This is a genomic window from Amycolatopsis sp. N2S4-7 (assembly GCF_058119595.1).
The window spans coordinates 7,721,196-7,739,585 of the sequence record NZ_CP172299.1; the positions used below are offsets into that span (position 1 = coordinate 7,721,196).

The 18,390-nt window shown below is 73.6% G+C and carries 11 protein-coding genes and 1 pseudogene; 9 read left to right on the forward strand and 3 right to left on the reverse strand.

Annotation, left to right across the window (positions count from 1 at the left end):
- Positions 1 to 213 precede the first annotated feature (213 nt).
- Positions 214 to 3,489: a glycosyltransferase gene (locus ACH54P_RS36660; RefSeq protein WP_489907874.1), complete on the forward strand. Its 3,276-nt coding sequence runs from the start codon at positions 214 to 216 to the stop codon at positions 3,487 to 3,489.
- A 363-nt stretch (positions 3,490 to 3,852) separates the two neighbouring features.
- On the opposite strand, the gene ACH54P_RS36665 is transcribed toward ACH54P_RS36660, so the two are convergent.
- On the reverse strand, positions 3,853 to 4,317 hold the full coding sequence (locus ACH54P_RS36665) for a metallopeptidase family protein (RefSeq protein WP_020641172.1): 465 nt from the start codon (positions 4,315 to 4,317) through the stop codon (positions 3,853 to 3,855).
- Positions 4,318 to 4,396: 79 nt separating this feature from the next.
- Between ACH54P_RS36665 and ACH54P_RS36670 the strand changes: the two genes are divergently transcribed.
- The 5 genes from ACH54P_RS36670 (at position 4,397) to manA (ending at position 8,856) form a co-directional block, all read left to right on the forward strand.
- The gene (locus ACH54P_RS36670; RefSeq protein WP_026468546.1) at positions 4,397 to 4,750 is read left to right on the forward strand and encodes a DUF3499 domain-containing protein; all 354 of its coding nucleotides are present in this window, start codon (positions 4,397 to 4,399) and stop codon (positions 4,748 to 4,750) included.
- A gap of 80 nt (positions 4,751 to 4,830) precedes the next feature.
- Positions 4,831 to 6,186, forward strand: a complete 1,356-nt coding sequence (locus ACH54P_RS36675; RefSeq protein ID WP_489907875.1) for a phosphomannomutase/phosphoglucomutase — start codon at positions 4,831 to 4,833, stop codon at positions 6,184 to 6,186.
- 86 nt (positions 6,187 to 6,272) lie between these two features.
- Positions 6,273 to 6,494 carry a Trm112 family protein gene (locus ACH54P_RS36680; RefSeq protein WP_489907876.1) on the forward strand — a complete coding sequence of 74 codons (222 nt, stop codon included), beginning with the start codon at positions 6,273 to 6,275 and terminating at the stop codon, positions 6,492 to 6,494.
- Positions 6,478 to 7,572, forward strand: coding sequence for a hypothetical protein (locus ACH54P_RS36685; RefSeq protein ID WP_489907877.1), 1,095 nt, complete (start codon positions 6,478 to 6,480; stop codon positions 7,570 to 7,572). The genes ACH54P_RS36680 and ACH54P_RS36685 overlap by 17 nt, the downstream gene beginning before the upstream one ends.
- 54 nt (positions 7,573 to 7,626) lie before the next feature.
- A complete protein-coding gene (manA, locus tag ACH54P_RS36690) occupies positions 7,627 to 8,856 on the forward strand; it encodes a mannose-6-phosphate isomerase, class I (RefSeq protein WP_489916846.1) in 1,230 nt (409 codons plus the stop codon).
- 470 nt (positions 8,857 to 9,326) lie between these two features.
- Here the strand turns inward: manA and ACH54P_RS36695 are convergent.
- Positions 9,327 to 12,258 (reverse strand): annotated as a pseudogene (locus ACH54P_RS36695) (AfsR/SARP family transcriptional regulator).
- Positions 12,259 to 12,390: 132 nt separating this feature from the next.
- Between ACH54P_RS36695 and ACH54P_RS36700 the strand changes: the two are divergent.
- The 3 genes from ACH54P_RS36700 to ACH54P_RS36710 all read left to right on the forward strand — a co-directional run bounded on the left by ACH54P_RS36700 (position 12,391) and on the right by ACH54P_RS36710 (position 15,898).
- Entirely contained in the window at positions 12,391 to 13,308 is a 918-nt protein-coding gene (locus tag ACH54P_RS36700; RefSeq protein ID WP_489907878.1) for a cation diffusion facilitator family transporter, read from the forward strand.
- A 98-nt stretch (positions 13,309 to 13,406) separates the two neighbouring features.
- Entirely contained in the window at positions 13,407 to 14,933 is a 1,527-nt protein-coding gene (locus tag ACH54P_RS36705; protein WP_489907879.1) for an amino acid permease, read from the forward strand.
- Positions 14,934 to 15,205: 272 nt separating this feature from the next.
- Positions 15,206 to 15,898: an LPXTG cell wall anchor domain-containing protein gene (locus ACH54P_RS36710; protein ID WP_489907880.1), complete on the forward strand. Its 693-nt coding sequence runs from the start codon at positions 15,206 to 15,208 to the stop codon at positions 15,896 to 15,898.
- A 172-nt stretch (positions 15,899 to 16,070) separates the two neighbouring features.
- Here the strand turns inward: ACH54P_RS36710 and ACH54P_RS36715 are convergent, their stop codons facing one another.
- Positions 16,071 to 18,329 carry a hypothetical protein gene (locus tag ACH54P_RS36715; protein WP_489907881.1) on the reverse strand — a complete coding sequence of 753 codons (2,259 nt, stop codon included), beginning with the start codon at positions 18,327 to 18,329 and terminating at the stop codon, positions 16,071 to 16,073.
- Positions 18,330 to 18,390: the final 61 nt, after the last annotated feature.

Genomic DNA, 18,390 nt, shown 5'->3' on the forward strand with positions numbered 1-18,390 from the left:
CGGCCCGGGCGCAGCAGCGCTGCCCGGGTTCGATCGCGGCGCGTCGATCTTCGGAACGCGCCAGCTTTCTCGCGCGTCGGCCCGACTTTCGTAGGCCCCGCCAAGATCCACCACGGTTTCACTTGGTGAACACTCGGCGTGGGTTCACCACCGGGTGACGGACCGGGGCCGTAGGGTGGCCGCACCGATCCGCCGCCTGATCTGGAGCGTTCGTTGCCCCGCACCGCCGCGCCGCCCGTCCTGCGCACCGCGCCCGTTCTGGCCATTGTGGTCTGTCACAACGGCGAAAACTGGCTGCCGCTGGCGCTTTCTTCGTTGCGCCGCAGCACCGTCCGGCCCCGGCACGTGCTCGCCGTGGACACCGGCTCCACCGACGCGACCCCGCGGCTGCTCGCCGAGGCGGCCGATCCGGACGCGGCCGGCCCCGATTCTTCTCCCGTGCTCTCCGGCGTCATCACGCTTTCGGGTGACACCGGCTTCGCCGCCGCGGTCGCGGAAGCCGTCGAGCACGCCAGCGACCGGTGGGGCGATCCGGGATCGTGGCTGTGGCTCCTGCACGACGACTGCGCGCCCGAGCCGGACTGCCTCGAGCAGCTCCTGCAGATCGCCACGAAGAGGCCGTCGGCGACCGTGCTCGGTTCCCTCGGGCTCGACTGGGCCGATCCCCGGCTGATCGTCGAGGCGGGCCTGTCGACCGACGCGTCCGGGCACCGCCAGCAGATCGCCGCGACCGGCGACGACCCGGCGGAGGTCCTCGCCGTCCCCAGCGCGGGCTCGCTCGTGCGCCGCGACGCGTGGGACGAGCTCGGCGGCTTCGACCCGGATTTCCCGTTGCTGCGCGAGGATCTCGACTTCGGCTGGCGCGCGAACGCCGCCGGCGGCCTCGTCCTGTCCGTGCCGACCGCGCGGGTGCGTCACGCGCGCGCCGCCACCACCGGCCGGCGCACCGCGGACGCGATCGCGGTGCCCCTGTCCGCCGCGAACCGGGCCCACGGCCTGCGGGTCTTCCTGGTGAACTGCTCGCCCTTTTCCTTCTGGCTGGGGATGATCCGGCTCCCGCTGCTTTCGGTGCTGCGCGCGCTGGCCTTCGTCCTGCTGCGCCGCACCGGCGAAGCGCGCGCCGAGTTCGCCGCCGCCGGGTACCTCCTCAGTGGACGCGGCGGATTGCGCGCCGCACGGGCCCGCCGGCGGCGGAATCCGCGGCCGGGCACGGTTCGCGGGCTCTTCACCGGACGCGGGACGCGGCTGCGCAACGCCGTCCGCGCCGGCGTCGTCGGCTTGGTGCGCCGCGGCGTCGAGAACGACGTCGCGCTCGGCCGGGTGCCCGAGACGGTCGAAACCGAGTCGGCGTGGGTGACGCCGGAGGCGCTCGACGCGCGCGAGACCCGGCCGGTCGGGCCGGACGCGTTGCCCGCGGGCGCGCTGCGCGGGGTCAGCTCGCGCGGGTCCGGGCTGCGGCGGCCGGGCACGCTCGTCGCCGTGACGCTGCCGGAAACCCCGGCGCCCGAGGCAGCCGACGTCACCGACGAAGGACCGCCCGCCGAGGAGCCCGAACTCGTTTTCGTCGAGGTGAACCGCCGTCGCGTGCTCGGCGCCACGATCTTCGCGCCGCCGGTGGTGCTGCTGGTCGTGATGACCGCGCTCGGGGTGTTCGTCAACCGGGCCCGGCTCGGCCTCGACCTCTTCGGCGGCAAGCTGCTGCCGGTCGGCGGGCTGGGCGAGCTCTGGTCGTCGTACCTGACGCCGTGGCACGCGATCGCGGGCGGCACCGGCGCGCCCGCGTCCGCGACGCTGCCGGTGCTCGGCACGCTCGGCGCGGTGTTCGCGCCGATCGGCGGCCCGGCCGCGCTGGTCGCGGTGCTGCTCCTCGGCGACATTCCCCTGGCGGCGCTGAGCGCGTACGCGGCGACGCGGCGGCTTCGCGTGCGTCGCTGGGTCCGCGCCGTCGTCGCCGCGAGCTACGCGCTGCTGCCGGCCGCGACCGCCGGGGTGGCGCAGGGCCGGCTCGACGTCGTCGTGGTGCACCTGGTGCTGCCGCTCGTGGCCGCGGGCATCGCCGGGCTGCTGGTCCGGGCGGACACGCGGTGGCTGCACGTGTCCGCGCTCTCGGCGTTCGGCGTGGCGCTGCTCGGCGCGTTTTCCCCGCTGGCGCACGGGCTCGCGCTCGCCGGGTTGCTGATCGGGTTCGTCGTGCTGCCCGCGCCGACCGGGCTGGCGCGCCGGATCGCGTCGGTCGGGATCGTGGTGCTGCTGCCGCTGGCGCTGCTGCTGCCGTGGCCGACCGTGCTGCTCCGGCATCCGGAACTGCTGGTCCAGGGCCTCGGCGGGGCCGCCAACGCCGTTTCCGGCACGGATCTGGCGGGGCTCGACCCGGGCGGGCCCGGTGCCTGGCCGATCGGCGTGGCGGTGATCGCGGCGGCGCTGGTGGCGCTCGTCGTGCGGCCGACGAAGCTCGCCGCGGGCGGGCTCGCGCTGGCCGCGCTGGGCGCGGGCGGCCTGGTCCTGGTCCGGCTGGTGACCGCGACGCCGATGCAGGGCGGCGCCGCGGCCCACGGCCACGCGGGCGTGCCGCTGCTGATCGTCGGCGCCGGGCTGCTGTGGGTCGTGCTCGGTTCGTGGCAGCGCGGCGGTTCGGCCGGCGTCCCGGCGACGTGGCTGCCGAAGGTCTTCGCGGTCGCCGGCGTGGCGGTGTTCGTCGCACTGGCGGCCGGCGCGGCCGTCGTCGGCGGCCAGGGACCGCTCCGGGCCGGTGAACGGCCTTCGCTCGCGCCGGAGGTCTCGGCGGAACTGGGCGCGTCCGGCCGGTCGGTGCTCGACCTGGCGTCCGACGCGACCCGCCAGCTCGGCGGCCGCCTGCCCCACTACGGCGACGACGAGCTGGCCCCCACCCCCGGCACCCCGGCCCGGCTCGCGGCCTGGCGCCGCGACCTGGGCCAAGGCGACGCGGCGGCGGTCCAGCGCGCGTTCGCCGCGGCCGCGGCCGCCGGGGTCCAGTTCGTGGTGCTCCCGCCGGGCGTCGACCCGCAGGCGTACCCGCCGCTGGCGAAGGACCTGGTGTCGGTGGCGGCGCCGACGTCCGACGGAAGGGGCGTGCTTCGCCTGCTACCCCCGGCTGGCCAGGTGATCTTGATCTCGCCGGAGCAGGCCAAGGCGGCGGTCACGGGCGGCGGGGCCCCCGGGAACGCACCGGGCGTGGCGCCGGTCCGGGCGGGGCTGCCGGACGTGCGGGTCCGGGTATCGGACGGCCCCACCGGACGGCTGCTGGTGCTGGCCGCGGAGCAGGAGGCGGGCTGGAAGGCCTCGGTGGGCGGCAAGGGGGTGCCGATCGTGCCGGCGTGGGGGCACCAGGTCGCGGTGTCGGTGCCGCCGACGTCCTCGGAGGTGACGGTGGAGTACCCGGGCACGGAACGGAACCTGCTCCTGCTGGCCCAGCTGGCGGCGGTGCTGTTCACCCTGCTGACGGCGGTCCCGGCCCGGCGCCGCCCCTGAGGGTTGAGGCGGGCGGCGGCGCGAGTGGGCCGTTCGCGCCGTGCGAGGGGCGCGAGTGGGCCGTTCGCGCGCTTGCCGGGGGCGTGAGTGGCCCTTTCCCGCGGGCGCGAGTGGCCCTTTCGCGCGGTTTCCCGCGGGCGCGAGTGGTCCTTTCGCGCGGGCGGAGGGCGCGAGTGGGCCGTTCGCGCTGGCGAGGCAGGGCGCGAGTGGGCCGTTCGCGCTGTTGTCCGGGGGCGTGAGTGGCCCTTTCGCGCGGGCGGAGGGCGCGAGTGGCCCTTTCGCGCGGGCGGAGGGCGCGAGTGGTCCTTTCGCACCGCCGCGGCAGAGCGCGAGCGGACCGTTCGTCCCCAAGAACCCCAGCCGCTACTCGCCCTCGATGACGTCCGGTTCCACGCCCAGATACCCCGCCACCTGCTCCACCAGCACGTCGTGCACCAGCTCGGCCAGCTCCGACGGGTCCTTCGCCCGCGCCTCCAGCGGCCGCCGGTACAGCACGATCCGGGCCCGCGTCGGGAGCCCCGTGCGGTCGACACCCGCCGGGACCAGGCGGGACAGCGGTACCGCTCCGTCGTGGAGGACGCCGTCCGCCGGGGTGTTGCCGTTCTCGCGGACCTCGGGCACGTCGTCGACCGCCACGTCGAGCTTCGTCAGCTCGTGGCGCCAGCGGGCCTCGATCGGTTCCAGCGCGTCCAGCACCAGCGCGTCGAACCGTTCCGCGCGGCTCGCGGCGGCGGGCAGGGTCGCCGGATACAGCGTCCCGCGCAGGCCCCGGCCGTGCCGGTCCCTTCGCGAGCGCCGCCGCTGTCGGTAGTCACGAGCCGTCGCCACTCCGGAAGTCTATGCGGTCGGCGCGTCCCAGCGCGTGTCGCCGGTACGAGCTTGCGGTGACGCGCTATCGTTTCGGATCGTGCGGAGCGTACGGAAGTGTTCGCGTACTGGCTGTCTCGAGCCAGCTGTGGCCACGCTGACGTATGCCTACAGCGACTCCACCGCCGTCGTCGGCCCGCTGGCCACCGCGTCCGAGCCGCATTCGTACGACCTCTGCGAAGCCCACGCGCTGCGGCTGACCGTCCCCAAGGGCTGGGAAGTCGTCCGGCACGAGGGTGCCTTCGCCGCGCCGGACCCGTCGGCCGACGAGCTGACGGCGCTGGCCGAGGCCGTGCGCGAGGCCGGCCGCCCCGGCAAACCGGCCCCCGCGCCCGAGCCGGAGGGCCCGTCCGGGCGCCGCGGCCACCTGCGGGTCCTGCCCGGCCGCGCCTGAACGCGTAACCCACTCACCTCGCCGGTAGGCTTTCCGCGCGGCGCAGCGGGCGCCGGGACGACTATTCGCGGGGAGACGGCGTGCCAGACCTTTCGGGCATCGTGAAGGCCTACGACATTCGCGGCGTGGTCGGCGAGCAGCTCGACGCGGACCTCGTCCGTGACTTCGGTGCCGCGTTCGCCCTGCTCATCAAGCCCGAGGCGCCCTCGGTGGTGATCGGCCACGACATGCGCGACTCGTCGCCGGGCCTGGCCGCGGCCTTCGCCGAGGGCGTGACCTCGCAGGGCCTCGACGTCGTCAGCATCGGCCTGGCCAGCACCGACCAGCTGTACTTCGCGTCGGGCTCGCTCAACATGCCGGGCGCGATGTTCACCGCGAGCCACAACCCGGCGAAGTACAACGGCATCAAACTGTGCCGCGCCGGCGCGTCCCCGGTCGGCCAGGACACCGGGCTCGCCGAGATCCGCGACACCGTCGAGCAGGGCGTGCCCGAGTTCGAGGGCCAGCGTGGCACGGTGACCGAGCGGGACGTCCTCGCCGACTACGCCGGCTACCTGCGCAACCTCGTCGACCTGTCCGGCAGCCGGCCGCTGAAGATCGTCGTCGACGCCGGCAACGGCATGGGTGGCCACACCGTCCCGACCGTCTTCGACGGGCTTCCGATCGACGTCGTGCCGATGTACTTCGAGCTCGACGGCAGCTTCCCGAACCACGAGGCCAACCCGCTCGACCCGGCCAACATCGTCGACCTGCAGGCGAAGGTGCGCGAGGTCGGCGCGGACGCCGGGGTGGCCTTCGACGGCGACGCCGACCGCTGCTTCATCGTCGACGAGCGCGGCGAGCCGGTTTCGCCGAGCGCGATCACCGCGTTGGTCGCCGTCCGCGAGCTGGCGAAGGACCCGGGCGGCACGATCATCCACAACCTGATCACGTCCAAGGGCGTGCCGGAGATCGTCGCCGAGCACGGCGGCAAGCCGGTCCGCACCCGCGTCGGGCACTCGTTCATCAAGGCCGAGATGGCCCGCACCGGCGCCATCTTCGGCGGCGAGCACTCCGCGCACTACTACTTCCGCGACTTCTGGCGCGCCGACACCGGCATGCTGGCGGCGCTGCACGTGCTCGCCGCGCTCGGCGAGCAGACCGGCCCGCTGTCCGACCTGACCAGCGCGTACTCGCGCTACGCGGCCTCGGGCGAGATCAACTCGACCGTGGACGACCAGGTCGCGAAGATGATGTCGGTCAAGGACGTCTTCGGGGCCCGCTCCGGCGTCGAGATCGACGAACTGGACGGCCTCACCGTGCTGCTGCCGGGCGGCGCCTGGTTCAACCTGCGCCCGTCGAACACCGAGCCGCTGCTCCGGCTGAACGTCGAAGCCGCGAACGCCGAGGCGGTGCAAGCACTGGTGGACGACGTACTCGCGATCATCCGCAGCTGAACCCCGTCCCGGATGAAGGGCCGCAGGCCGCAACTGTGTCCTGAAGGTGCCCTTCATCACACCTCCCCGCGTGGTATGGAGGAACCATGGCCATCACGCTCGACGCCCAGCTCCTCGAGATCCTGGCGTGCCCGTCGCCCGATCACGCCCCGTTGCGCCCCGGCGCACCGGGCGACCCCGAGGCCGACGCACTGACCTGCACCGGGTGTGGCCGGGTGTACCCGGTCCGTGACGGGATCCCGGTGCTGCTCCTCGACGAGGCCACTCAGCCCGGTGACACCGGAACGTCCGATGCCGACAGTGCTTGACGACTCGCTGCTCGACAACCCTGCGCGGCTGGCCGAAGCCGACAGCGCGGGGCTCCTCCGGGCGGCCGCGATGGCCGGCGCCCAGGTGCGGGCGACCACCGAGATGGCCGCCGAGATCGAGCTGTCCGAGCGGCTCGACATGGGGCGTCCGCGCGCCGTCGTGCTGATCGACCGGCCGGGGGTGAGCCGCACGCTCACGCGGCTGCTGGCCGCCCTGCTGACGCCGTCGTGCCCGGTCCCGGTGGTCGTCGCCGAAGTGGTGCCGAGCTGGATCGGCGCGCTCGACGTCGTGTTCGCGCACACCGACGACCCCGGCGACCGCGAGCTGGCCGCGTCGCTGGAGCGCGCCGCCCGCTACGGCGCTTCGGTGGTGCTCTCCGCGCCGTCGGAGGGTCCGGTCGCGGCCGCCGTGGCGGGCAAGGGCCTGCTGCTGGCGCCGCGCATCCCGGTGCCGCCGGAGCTGGCGTTCCCGCGCGGCCTGGCCGCCGGGCTGCTCACCGCGAACGCGCTGGGGCTGCTGATCTCCGACGTTCAGGTGCTGGCCGACCAGCTGGACCTGGAAGCCGAGAAGGACTACCTGGCCCGGGAGTCGTTCGCGAACCCGGCCAAGGCGCTCGCGCTGCGCGTCGCCGACCGCGTGCCCCTGCTGTGGGGCCTGGACCCGGTCGCGGTCGCCGTCGGCGAACACGCTGCGCACGCTTTCGCCGCCCACGCGGCTACCGTGTGCGACGTCGAGGACTATCGTCAGGCACTGGCGCGCCCCGCGTTGCGGCGGGCGGCGCAGTCGGGTGGGCGGGAGCGTGACATCTTCGCCGATCCGGACGATCCCTCTGGTGACATCCCGACCCGGGTGCTGCTGCTCTCGGTGCGGACCGGTCCGGCGACGGACGCGGCGCGCTACCAGGCCGAGGACCTGCTGCCCGGTGCGGACGTCATCGCGCCGGCCGAGGAGATCGAGGCCGACGAAATCGTGCGGGCCGCGGTGCTGGCGCTGCGGTTCGAACTGGCGGCGGTCTACCTCGGGCTGGCGGCGGGCAGCATCGGCGGCGCGGGCCGCTTCGAGCCCGTGACGGCGTGAGACCCGCCGAGCACCGGCCGCGGCCGGTGCCGAAGGAGTGGAGTTGAGGTGACAGTGGAGCTGCTGCGCAACGCGGTGCGGCCCTACGCCTGGGGATCGCGGACGGCGATCCCCGAGCTGCTGGGCCGTCCGGTACCCGCGCCGCACCCCGAGGCCGAGCTGTGGATGGGCGCCCACCCGGGTGATCCTTCCCACGTCATCGGCCCGGACGGCACCGAGCGGAGCCTGCTGGAGCTGGTGGACGCCGACCCCCTCGGCCAGCTCGGTGAACGCTGCGCGAAGCGGTGGGGTGGGCGGCTGCCGTTCCTGCTGAAGATCCTCGCCGCGGAGGAGCCGCTGTCGATGCAGGCCCACCCGTCGGCGGCGCAGGCCGCGGAGGGGCACGCCCGCGAGGAGCGGCTGGGCATCCCGCGGGACGCGGCCAACCGCAACTACCCGGACCCGACCGCGAAGCCGGAGCTGGTCTGCGCGCTGACGGAGTTCCACGCGCTGGCCGGGTTCCGCGAGCCGGACCGCACGGTGAAGCTGCTCAAGGCGATCGAGACGCCGGGACTGGCGAAGTACACGGGTCTGCTGGAGGCGCAACCGGACCCGTCCGGGCTGCGGGCGCTGTTCACGACGTGGATCACGTTGCCGCAGTCGGCGCTGGACTCGTTGCTGCCCGAGGTGCTGGACGCGTGCGTCCGGCACGTCCAGGAGCACGGCGAGTTCGCCGTCGAGTGCCGGACGATCCTCGAGCTGGGCGAGACGCACCCGCGGGACGCGGGGGTGCTGGCGGCGCTGCTGCTGAACCGGCTGACGTTGCGGGCGGGCGAGGCGATCTACCTGCCGGCCGGCAACCTGCACCTGTACCTGCACGGCACGGCCGTGGAGATCCTGGCGAACTCGGACAACATCCTGCGGTGCGGCCTGACGCCGAAGCACGTGGACGTGCCGGAGCTGCTGCGGGTGGTGGACTTCGCGTGCGGCGAGATGCCGGTGCAGTGCGGTGACACCGGCGGCCGGATGGCCGTGTACCACACGGACGCGCCGGAGTTCGAGCTGTCGCGCGTGGAGTGGGCCGAGGGTCAGGACGACGAGCTGACGGTCGACAGCGTGGGCCCCCAGATCCTGCTGTGCACGGCGGGCGACCTGCTGGTGACGGCGGACGACGGCGAGAAGGTGGAGCTCCGCCGCGGCCAGTCGGTGTGGCTCCCGGCGGCGGACCCCCCGGTGAAGATCCGCCCCCTGGACGGTGCCCGCGCCCAGCTGTTCCGCGCCACGGCGGGCACCTGCGAAGGCTGATCCGGGCGAGCCGACTTCCCAGGTACGTGAACCGACCACCCGGGTCCGCGACCGGCCTCGGCGGTGTGGGTCGTTTCTGTGTGCGTTCCGTGTGGCGGGCTCCGCCACCATCGACACCAAGGGGGGACCCTGGTGCGCTGGCGCGCGCCGGTCCGCTGGGGGTGGCGCCGGTCGAGTTCGCCCGGCGCCGTGGGCGAGGGGTGGTGTCGCGAGGGGGCGGCACCACCCCACCCACGCGGCCGTTCCGTGCGGAGGTGGGTGAGGTCTTCAGGCCGGTTCCGTGCGGAGGTGGGTGAGGTCTTCAGGCCGGTTCCGTGCGGAGGTGGGTGAGGTCTTCAGGCCGGTTCCGTGCGGAGGTGGGTGAGGTCTTCAGGCCGGTTCCGTGCAGAGCGGGGCGAGGCCCTCAGGCCGGTTCCGTGCCGAGCTGGGTGAGGCCCTCAGGCCGGTTCCGGGCGGCGCGGGCGAAATCCTCAGGCCGGCTCGGTGAGGGCGAGCAGGGCCTTCCGGAGGGCGGCCGCGCTGGCGTCGCGCGGGTCGGCCAGGTTCGCGGCTTCACCGGCCGCTTCCGACGCCGATGGCTGGTCGCCCGCGGCTTCGTAGGCCCGCTGGAGGACGAGCCAGGTCAGGCTCGTCGCGGATTTGCCGCCCATCTCGCGGAACTCGTCGAGGCAGGCGCGGAGCACGGGGATCGCCTGCGCCGCGCGGCCTTCGCCGATCCAGCTCGCCGCGATCGCCCGGGTGCAGGACAGCTCGCGGGGGCGTTCGTCGAGGTCGCGGGCGAGCTCGCGGGCCTCCTCGAACGCCGCCGTCGCGCGCTCGCGGGATCCCGTCGCCGCCGAGATCGCGCCCAGCGTGCGCAACGACCTCGCCAGCGCCGAACGCGCCATCGTCCCGCGCAGGAGGTCCACCGACTCCGCGATCGCCGTCGCCGCTTCCGGGTGGTCGCCCGTCAGCAGCGACGACCACGCGAACCCGAGCAGGGCCGTGCCGATCCGCCGCGGGTCGCCGGTGGCCCTGGCCGACGCCAGCGCGAGCCGGTCGACCGACCGGGCGTCGGCCACCCGGCCGAGCCGCAGCAGCGCCGCCGACTCCGCGGCCCGGACCAGGAGCGCCTCCTCCTGACCGTCCACAGTGAACAACTCGCGGGCGTGAGCCGCGGTCTGCAGCGCCTCTTCGGCGCGGCCCAACCCGATCAGGCAGTGGGCCAGGTTCGCCGAAACCCACGCGTGGGTGCGGCGGTCGCCGTGGGCTTCGAGTTCCTTCGCGCATTGGCGGTACGCGGCCGCCGCCTCCTCGTACTGCCCGCGCGCGTGCCGCAGCAGCGCCAGGTTCGCCTCGGCGATCGCCGCCGTCCCGCGGTCGTCCGTCGCCGCGAGCACCGTTTCGTACGCCGCGCGCATGTCGGCGTAGTAGCCGTGCAGGTACAGGTACACGCTCAGCTTGTCCAGCAGCAGCAACGCTTCCGGCGGGCTCAGCGACCCGGCGAGCAGCATCAGGTTCGCGCGTTCGGCCGCGAACCACTCGTCCGGGCTCTCGAGCAGCCGGGCCACCAGCGCGCCCGGCAACGGCTGCGTGAACGGCTCGTGGGCCATCTCCGGCATCGGGACCGTGCGCGGCAGGCGGGCCGCGGCCGCGTCGGCGAGCGCGAACGTCGCCGCCAGCACCGTCTCGCCGCCGCCCTCCTCCGGCGGTCCTTCCGCGGCGTACAGCCGGACGAGGTCGTGCATCCGGTAGCGGCCCTCGCCGGTCCGGTCCGCTCCGCGCGGTTCCAGCAGGCTCGCTTCGACGAGCTCTTCGACGGCTTCGTCGGCGCCCGGGTCGCCGATCAGCGTCGTGACCGCCCAGGACGGCAGGTCGGCCAGGCGGCACCGGCCGAGCAGGCGGAACGCCCCGCCGCGCGGGCGGGCGCAAGCCTTCGTAGCTCAGCGCGATGCTGCTCCGGACGGCCAGGTCGCTCACGGTCAGCTCGTCGAGACGGCGGACCTCGTCCTCGAGCCGGTCGGCCAGCTCGCCGAGCCGCAGGTGCGGGCGGATGGCCAGCCGGCTGCCCGCGATCCTCAGCGCCAGCGGCAGCCGCGCGCACGCCGCGATGATCCGGTCGGCGTCGGCGCGCTCCCGGGCCACCCGCGCCCCGGCGAGCCGGTTCAGCAGCTCGGCGGCGTCTTCGCCGGACAGCGGCCCGAGGGGGAGCCGGTGGGCGCCGGCCAGCCCGCTCAACCGGCGCCGGCTCGTCACGAGCACCGCGCAGCCCGGCGTGCCCGGCAGCAGCGTGCGGACGTGCCCGGGGTCCACGGCGTCGTCGAGCACGACGAGCACCCGCCGGTCGGTGAGCCGGCCGCGGAACGCCGCCGCGCGGGCCCGCACGTCGTCCGGGACGGCCGGACCCGGCACGCCGAGCGCGCGCAGCAGGTCGGCCAGCACCTCCCCGATGTCGCGGCCGGCCAGGGGCACGTACAGCTGGCCGTCCGGGAACCGCGCGCGCAGCCGGTGCGCGGCGCGGACGGCCAGCGTGCTCTTGCCCGCGCCGGGTTCGCCGCTGAGCACCGCGAGCGGAACGCCCGGCCCGCCGCCCAGCACGCCGGTGAGCTCGGCCAGTTCGGCGTCGCGGCCGGTGAAGTCCCCGATGTCCGGCGGCAGCTGGCACACCGGCCAGGCCGGCGGCGGCGTCCGCGGCACCGGGTCTTCCCCGCGCAGGACGGCGGCGTGCACCCGGCGCACCTCGGCGCCCGGTTCGACGCCGAGCTCCTCGACCAGCGTGGTCCGCAGCCGGCGGTAGATCTCCAGGGAGTCGCCCTGCCGCCCGGCCCGGTGCAGGGCGATCATCAGCTGCGCGGCCAGCCGCTCCCGCAGCGGGTGCTCGGTGAACACGGCCTGCAGCTCGCCGGTCAGCTCGCCGTGCCGCCCGGCCGCCAGTTCCGCGTCGACGCAGTCCTCGAAGACGGCGAGCCGTTCGGACTCCAGCCGCGCTATGTCGGCGCCGAGCCGGGGGACGTGCAGCCCGGCCAGCACCGGCCCCCGCCACTGCGCGAGCGCCCGCCGGTAGTGCCCCGACGCGGTGACCGGGTCCCCGGCGCGCTGCCCTTCGGCGACGGCGGACCGGAAGACGAGCAGGTCGAGCTCGTCCGGCTCGACCCGCAGCCGGTAGCCGGACGGCCCGTGCTCGACGCGCAGGCCGTCGATCCGCTCCCGCAGGCGCGAGAGGTAGGTGTGCAGGTTCGAGCTCCACGACTTCGGCGGCCGCTCCGGCCACAGCGCCTCGACCAGCACGTCGACGGGGACGTGCCGGCCGGCGTTGAGCAGCAGCACGGCCAGCAGCGTGCGCTGGCGTTCCCCGCGCAGCGTGACCCACCGCCCGGGCGGGCTCTCGACGGCGAGCGGCCCGAGCACGCCGAAGTGAGCCATGTCCACCTTCCCCAGTGCCGGAACGGCCACCGTAGCGAAAGGGTCCGACAAAACCGGGCGGTGCGGCGGGACCCCGGGTGGGTCCTCTAGGCTCCAAACCGGCAATTCGGGAACGTCGGCAGGGGAGCGGTCGTGTCAGCTGGAGGCGGAACCAAGGCGATCATCGCGGCACTGGCGGCCAACGCCGGGATCGCGGCCGCGAAGTTCGTCGGCTTCCTCGTCACCGGGTCGTCGTCGATGCTCGCGGAGTCCGTGCACTCCCTGGCCGACACCTCCAACCAGGGGCTGCTGCTGCTCGGCCAGAAGACGTCGAGGCGGGAAGCGGACAAGGAGCACCCGTTCGGCTACGGCCGCGACCGGTACTTCTACTCCTTCATCGTCGCGCTCATGCTCTTCACGCTGGGCTCCGCCTTCGCGATCTACGAAGGCATCCACAAGATCGGCCACCCCGAGCCGCTGGAGTCGCCGATCGTCGCGGTGGTCATCCTGGTCGTCGCGCTGGGGCTGGAGGGCTACAGCTTCTACACCGCGATCACCGAGTCGAAGAAGATCAAGGGTGACGTGAGCTGGTGGGGCTTCATCCGCCAGGCCAAGGAGCCCGAGCTGCCCGTGGTGCTGCTGGAGGACGCCGGCGCGCTGCTCGGCCTGGTCTTCGCGCTGCTCGGTGTCGGGCTGGCCGTCGCCACCGGCAACCCGGTCTGGGACGGCGTCGGCACCCTCGCGATCGGCGCGCTGCTCGGCGTCATCGCGATCATCCTGATCGTCGAGATGAAGAGCCTGCTCATCGGCGAGGGCGCCAACGAGGGCGTGCTCGCGACGATCGTCGACGAGCTCGCCGCGGGCAAGGTGGAGCGCGTCATCCACATCCGCACCCAGTACCTGGGCCCGGACGAGCTGCTCGTCGCGGCGAAGCTGGCGATGGTGCCGGGCCTCGACACGGCCGAGCTGGCCACGGCCATCGACGACGCCGAGGCGCGCGTCCGCGCCAAGGTGCCGGTCGCGAAGCTGATCTACCTCGAACCGGACCTCGACCGCAGCCTGGCGAAGTAGGTCAAGATCCACTCCGGGTCCTTCGCTGAGCCGTCACGCGTCTGACCCGATAGGGTGACCTACTGCGATACATGCAGGCCAGCCGCAGGAGGTCAACGGTGCCCGGAACGGGATTGTGGCGCACTAAATCGATCGAACAGTCCATTGCGGACACCGATGAGCCGGACACCAAGCTCCGGCGCAACCTGAGCGCGTGGGACCTCACGGTCTTCGGCGTCGCGGTGGTCATCGGCGCCGGCATCTTCACGCTCACCGCGCGCACGGCCGGCGACTACGCCGGTCCGTCGGTTTCGCTGGCCTTCGTGTTCGCCGCGATCGCCTGCGCGCTGGCGGCGTTGTGCTACGCGGAGTTCGCCTCGACCGTGCCCGTCGCGGGGAGCGCGTACACGTTTTCCTACGCCACGTTCGGCGAGTTCATGGCGTGGATCATCGGCTGGGACCTGATCCTCGAGCTCGCCGTCGGCGCGGCCGCGGTGTCCAAGGGCTGGTCGGTGTACCTCGAGACGGTGCTCGGCTACCTGTTCGGCAAGGGCGCCAAGACGACGTTCGACGTCGGCGGCGTGACCGTCGACTGGGGCGCGCTGGTCGTCGTCGCGGTCCTGACGATCCTGCTGGCCGTCGGCACGAAGCTGTCTTCGCGGGTCTCGATGGTGATCACCGGCATCAAGGTCGCCGTCGTGCTGTTCGTGATCATCCTCGGCATCTTCTACATCAAGGGCGCCAACTACTCGCCGTACATCCCGCCGGGCTCGACCGGCGGCTCGGGCCAGACCGGCGTCGACCAGTCGCTGTTCTCGCTGATCGCGGGCGGGGCGAGCAGCTCGTTCGGCGTCTTCGGCCTCCTGGCCGGCGCTTCGCTGGTGTTCTTCGCGTTCATCGGCTTCGACATCGTCGCGACCACCGCCGAGGAGACGAAGAACCCGCAGAAGGCCGTGCCGCGCGGGATCATGGGCTCGCTGGCGATCGTCACCGTGCTGTACGTCGCGGTCTCGCTGGTGGTCGTCGGCATGACGTCGTACAAGGACCTCGCGACCAAGGCGGGCGACGGCAGCCACAAGACCCTCGCCACGGCGTTCTCCGCGAACGGCGTCGACTGGGCGGCCAACATCATCTCCTTCGGTGCCCTGGCCGGCCTGACCACCGTCGTCATGGTGCTGATGCTGGGCCAGGTCCGGATCATCTACGCGATGTCGCGCGACGGCCTGATGCCGCGGGGGCTGGCGAAGACCGGCGAGCACGGCACGCCGAAGCGCGCGACGCTGATCGTCGGCGGTCTGGTCGCGCTCGCGGCCGGCTTCTTCCCGGCGGACAAGCTCGAAGAGATGGTCAACGTCGGCACGCTCTTCGCGTTCGTGCTGGTTTCGGCGGGTGTGCTGATCCTGCGCCGGACGCGGCCCGACCTGCCCCGTGCGTTCAAGGTGCCGCTGGTGCCGCTGATCCCGATCCTGGCGATCCTCGCCTGCCTGTGGCTGATGCTGAACCTGACCGTGCTGACCTGGCTGCGGTTCGTCGCCTGGATGGTCGTGGGCGTGCTGATCTACTTCGGGTACAGCCGACGGCATTCGCTGCTCGGCAAGCGGCACGCCGAAGGTCTCGAGGAACCCGTCAAGGCGCCCGAAGCCTGACTTGCGCGCGAAAAGCCCCGCCTGCCCGGTTGCCCAGGTAGGCGGGGCTTTCTGCCGGATCCACCCGAAACGCCCGGTCACGGCTTGATTAAGACGATCTTGCAGTTCGTGCGCAAAGGGGGACCCCGTGTGAGGGGCGGGGTGACATGCGATACCTTTCGATCCTTCGCGTCCCACTGACGGGTTAATTACAGCCGCGTGATTTACACGCTCCGTGGGATGTCGATCACTGATTTCGCAGTTGACTCTTCCGTTCGGCACAGGAGTTCTCTATGCGCAGACGTTCCTTCCGCGGCGCCGTGGCGATCATGGCGCTGACCACCGCTGCCCTGATCGGGACCGCCGGCTCCGCGTTCGCGTGCGTCCCCGGTGACGACCGCGCGGAGGGCACCGTGGGCAACGCCACGAAGTGCTCGGACATCGGTCTCGGCAAGGCCATCGACGTGTCCGACCTCCTCACGGTGACCGGTGGCACGACGAAGGACCAGTACCTGACGGTCACCAAGGTCGCCGAGGGCGTCACGGTCTCCGCGATCGTCGTCAAGGGCGGCAACGAGTACAACACCTACAAGCCGGGCAAGAAGGGCCTGTCGGCCACCCCGCCGTGGGAGAAGCTGCACGCCCCGATGGTCGGCAAGGACTTCAAGAACGTCCCGGAGATCAGCCACTGGTTCGCCTGTGGCACCAAGAAGGACACCCCGCCGACCAAGACCTCGACCCCGCCGACCAAGACGTCGACGCCGACCACGTCGACGAGCGCCCCGGCGACCTCGAACACCTCGGTCTCGCCGACCAGCACGACCGCTCCGGCCGTCGTCCCGGCGGGCAACGAGTCGGGCACCGGTGGCGGCCTGGCCAACACCGGTTTCGACAACATGTGGCTGGTCTGGATCGCCGGCCTGCTGCTGGTCGCCGGTGGTGGCCTGCTCGCGCTGCTGAAGTTCCGCCGCAAGGCTTCCGAGTGAAGCTGAGCTAGCTTTGCGAAGGCCCCTCACCGGCTCGCCGGTGAGGGGCCTTCGTCGTTTTGGCGGCCGTCAGCGGTCCAGGCCGATGCCGTGGGTCGCCTCGAGGGCGAGGGCGCGTCACCGCCGGGACTCGACGAGATCTCCCTTCCTCCCCGCGCCCCGCACGCCGTGGTCACGGCTTCGGCGGAAAGTCCCCGAAGAGCGAACCCTGCTCGCCCCACGACGGCTTGCCGAGGCCGGCGGCCATCGCGACGGCGTGGTCCCATTCCGCGTCGACCACGTAGTCCTGGTGCTTGAGCACCCCCGGCGCCCAGCGGTGCCGCCCGGTCGGGCCGCGCAGCGGGTCCGGCAGCCAGTGGTCGCCGCCGAGGATGAGGACGCCGTTCCGGTCGGCCGTCGCCGACACCGGGCCGCAGCCGCCGTCGGGCAGGAACCCGACGCCGTGCAGCCGTCGCTCGGCGACCGAGTGCCGCCAGGTCGTCACGCCGCCGCCGAAGATGTCGGTGCCGCGGCACAGGGCGCGCCACCGGCCGCCCAGGTCGCCGAAGAGCCGCTCCAGGGCCTCCTGCGGAAGCAGCGCCGGGAAGGCGCGCTGGTAACCCCACTGCAGGGGCGAACCGGCGGTGAGCACGCCGACGCGCTCGAGGTCCGCCTTCGGCAGCTCGGCCGCCAAGCGGGCGGCGGCCATGATCGTGAGCAGGCTGCCGAGGTTGTAGCCGGAGAGCACCACCCGCGTCCCCGGTTCGGCGAGGTGCTCGCGCGCCCGCGCGGCCAGTTCCGGAACGACCTTCAGCGCGTAGCAGGGCGGGACGGTCGGGTGCGCGGCGCGCGGCCAGAAGCAGACCAGGTCGGCCAGCGCGCCGAGGTGCCGGCTGCGCTGCGGCGTGCGCGCGGCCGTGTAGACGACGCGCAGCAGGCCGGCGGCGAACGCGCCGAGCGCGAACACGCCGATCGCGGACAGCGGCCCGAACCAGCCGGGGACCAGCCCGAACCCGAAGCGCAGCACCAGCAGCGCCGCGCCGCCGGCGGACATCGCCGAGGCGACCGTCAGGGCCAGGTGGTGCAGGTGCCGCCGTTCCCAGGCCGACCGCGCCCACGCGGCCGCGGCCTGCGCCTCCTGCCGCTCGTCGTGCTCCATCAGCTCGACGATCTCCGGGATGCCCCGCCGCAGCCGCCGCAGCGGGACGGCGACCGCGAAACCCAGCACGCCGAGCACCGCGGCCAGCGCCAGCCCGGCGCCCCACAGCACGGTGACCAGCAGGTACGTGTCGGGGAGGCGCAGGAACTCCGCCCCGGAAAGGCGTCGGACGGCTTCGGCGAGGCCGGCGCCGAACCCGCCGCCGAGCAGGCCGGCCAGCGCGAGCACGGGCGCGGCCGCCCAGCCGCCCGCCCACGGCCGCAGCCGCTGCGGCTTGTGCTGCCAGCCGGGCCGGGCGAGCAGCGCGGCCGGGGCCAGGAACAGCGCGAACAGCACCGTGACGACGACCAGGGCCGCGCCGAGCCCTTCGACGACGCCGTTCGTGCCCGGCAGCGGACCCGGGCCCGGGCGCAGCCGCACCGCGGCCACGACGACCAGCAGCCCGGCGAACGCGATCACGCCGGGCCGGGCGAACCGGCCCGTGTCGACGCCGATCGCGGCGGCGACGACCGTGGCGAGCACCAGCGCCAGCGTCGCGATCCAGACGACCAGGTCGAAGAGGTCACCCGGCGCGCGGAACGGGCCGCCGAGCAGCAGCAGCGCGACCGACGCCAGCGCCGCGACGGTGTGCAGGCAGCGCAACGCCGGCGTTTCCGGGTCGGCGCGCATCCGCAGCGGCCCCTCGGTCAGGTCGCCGTCGGCGTGCACCGCCCACGTCGCCGAGGAGATCCGGTGCAGCACGAAGATCACGAGCAGCAGCGGCAGCACGCCGACCGAGATCCGCGCGGGGACCGAGCGGAGCACGTCGGGGATCACCGGCAGGCACCCCGACGCCGGGGCGAGGCACTGCGCGGCGAAGAGGTCGAGCGCGATCGCCGCGAGCTGGCCCATCAGCAGCATGGTCAGCAGCAGGGCGCCGACGCGCAGCAGCCCGCGGCACACCGAGCCGAGGACGCGCGCGAGCTTCCGGCCCGGCGGCGCCGGCGGCAGCATCCAGAACGCGACGTTGGCCAGGGAGAACGGGAACAGCAGCGCCCAGGTGGCTTTCGCGGCACCCCCTGACGTCATGCCGTGCCACAGGTAGCCTTCGAGGGTGCGTGGGATCGACCGGCCCAGTGCCGGCAGCACCGGTCCGGGCGCCGGGCGGCGCAGCCGGTCCGCCGGGCGGATCACGCGGCCCAGCCCGTCGCCGGCGACGTCGACGGTCGAAACGGCGTCGAGCAGCGTCTCGCCGCTGGTGCCCACGAGCCCGGCGACGCGGATTTCGACGACGCGGGTGTCCGAGCCGGGCATGGGCACGGTAAGGGTCTCCTAACCAATCTAGGGACTGTCGAGCGGACAACGGTAGTGTTCC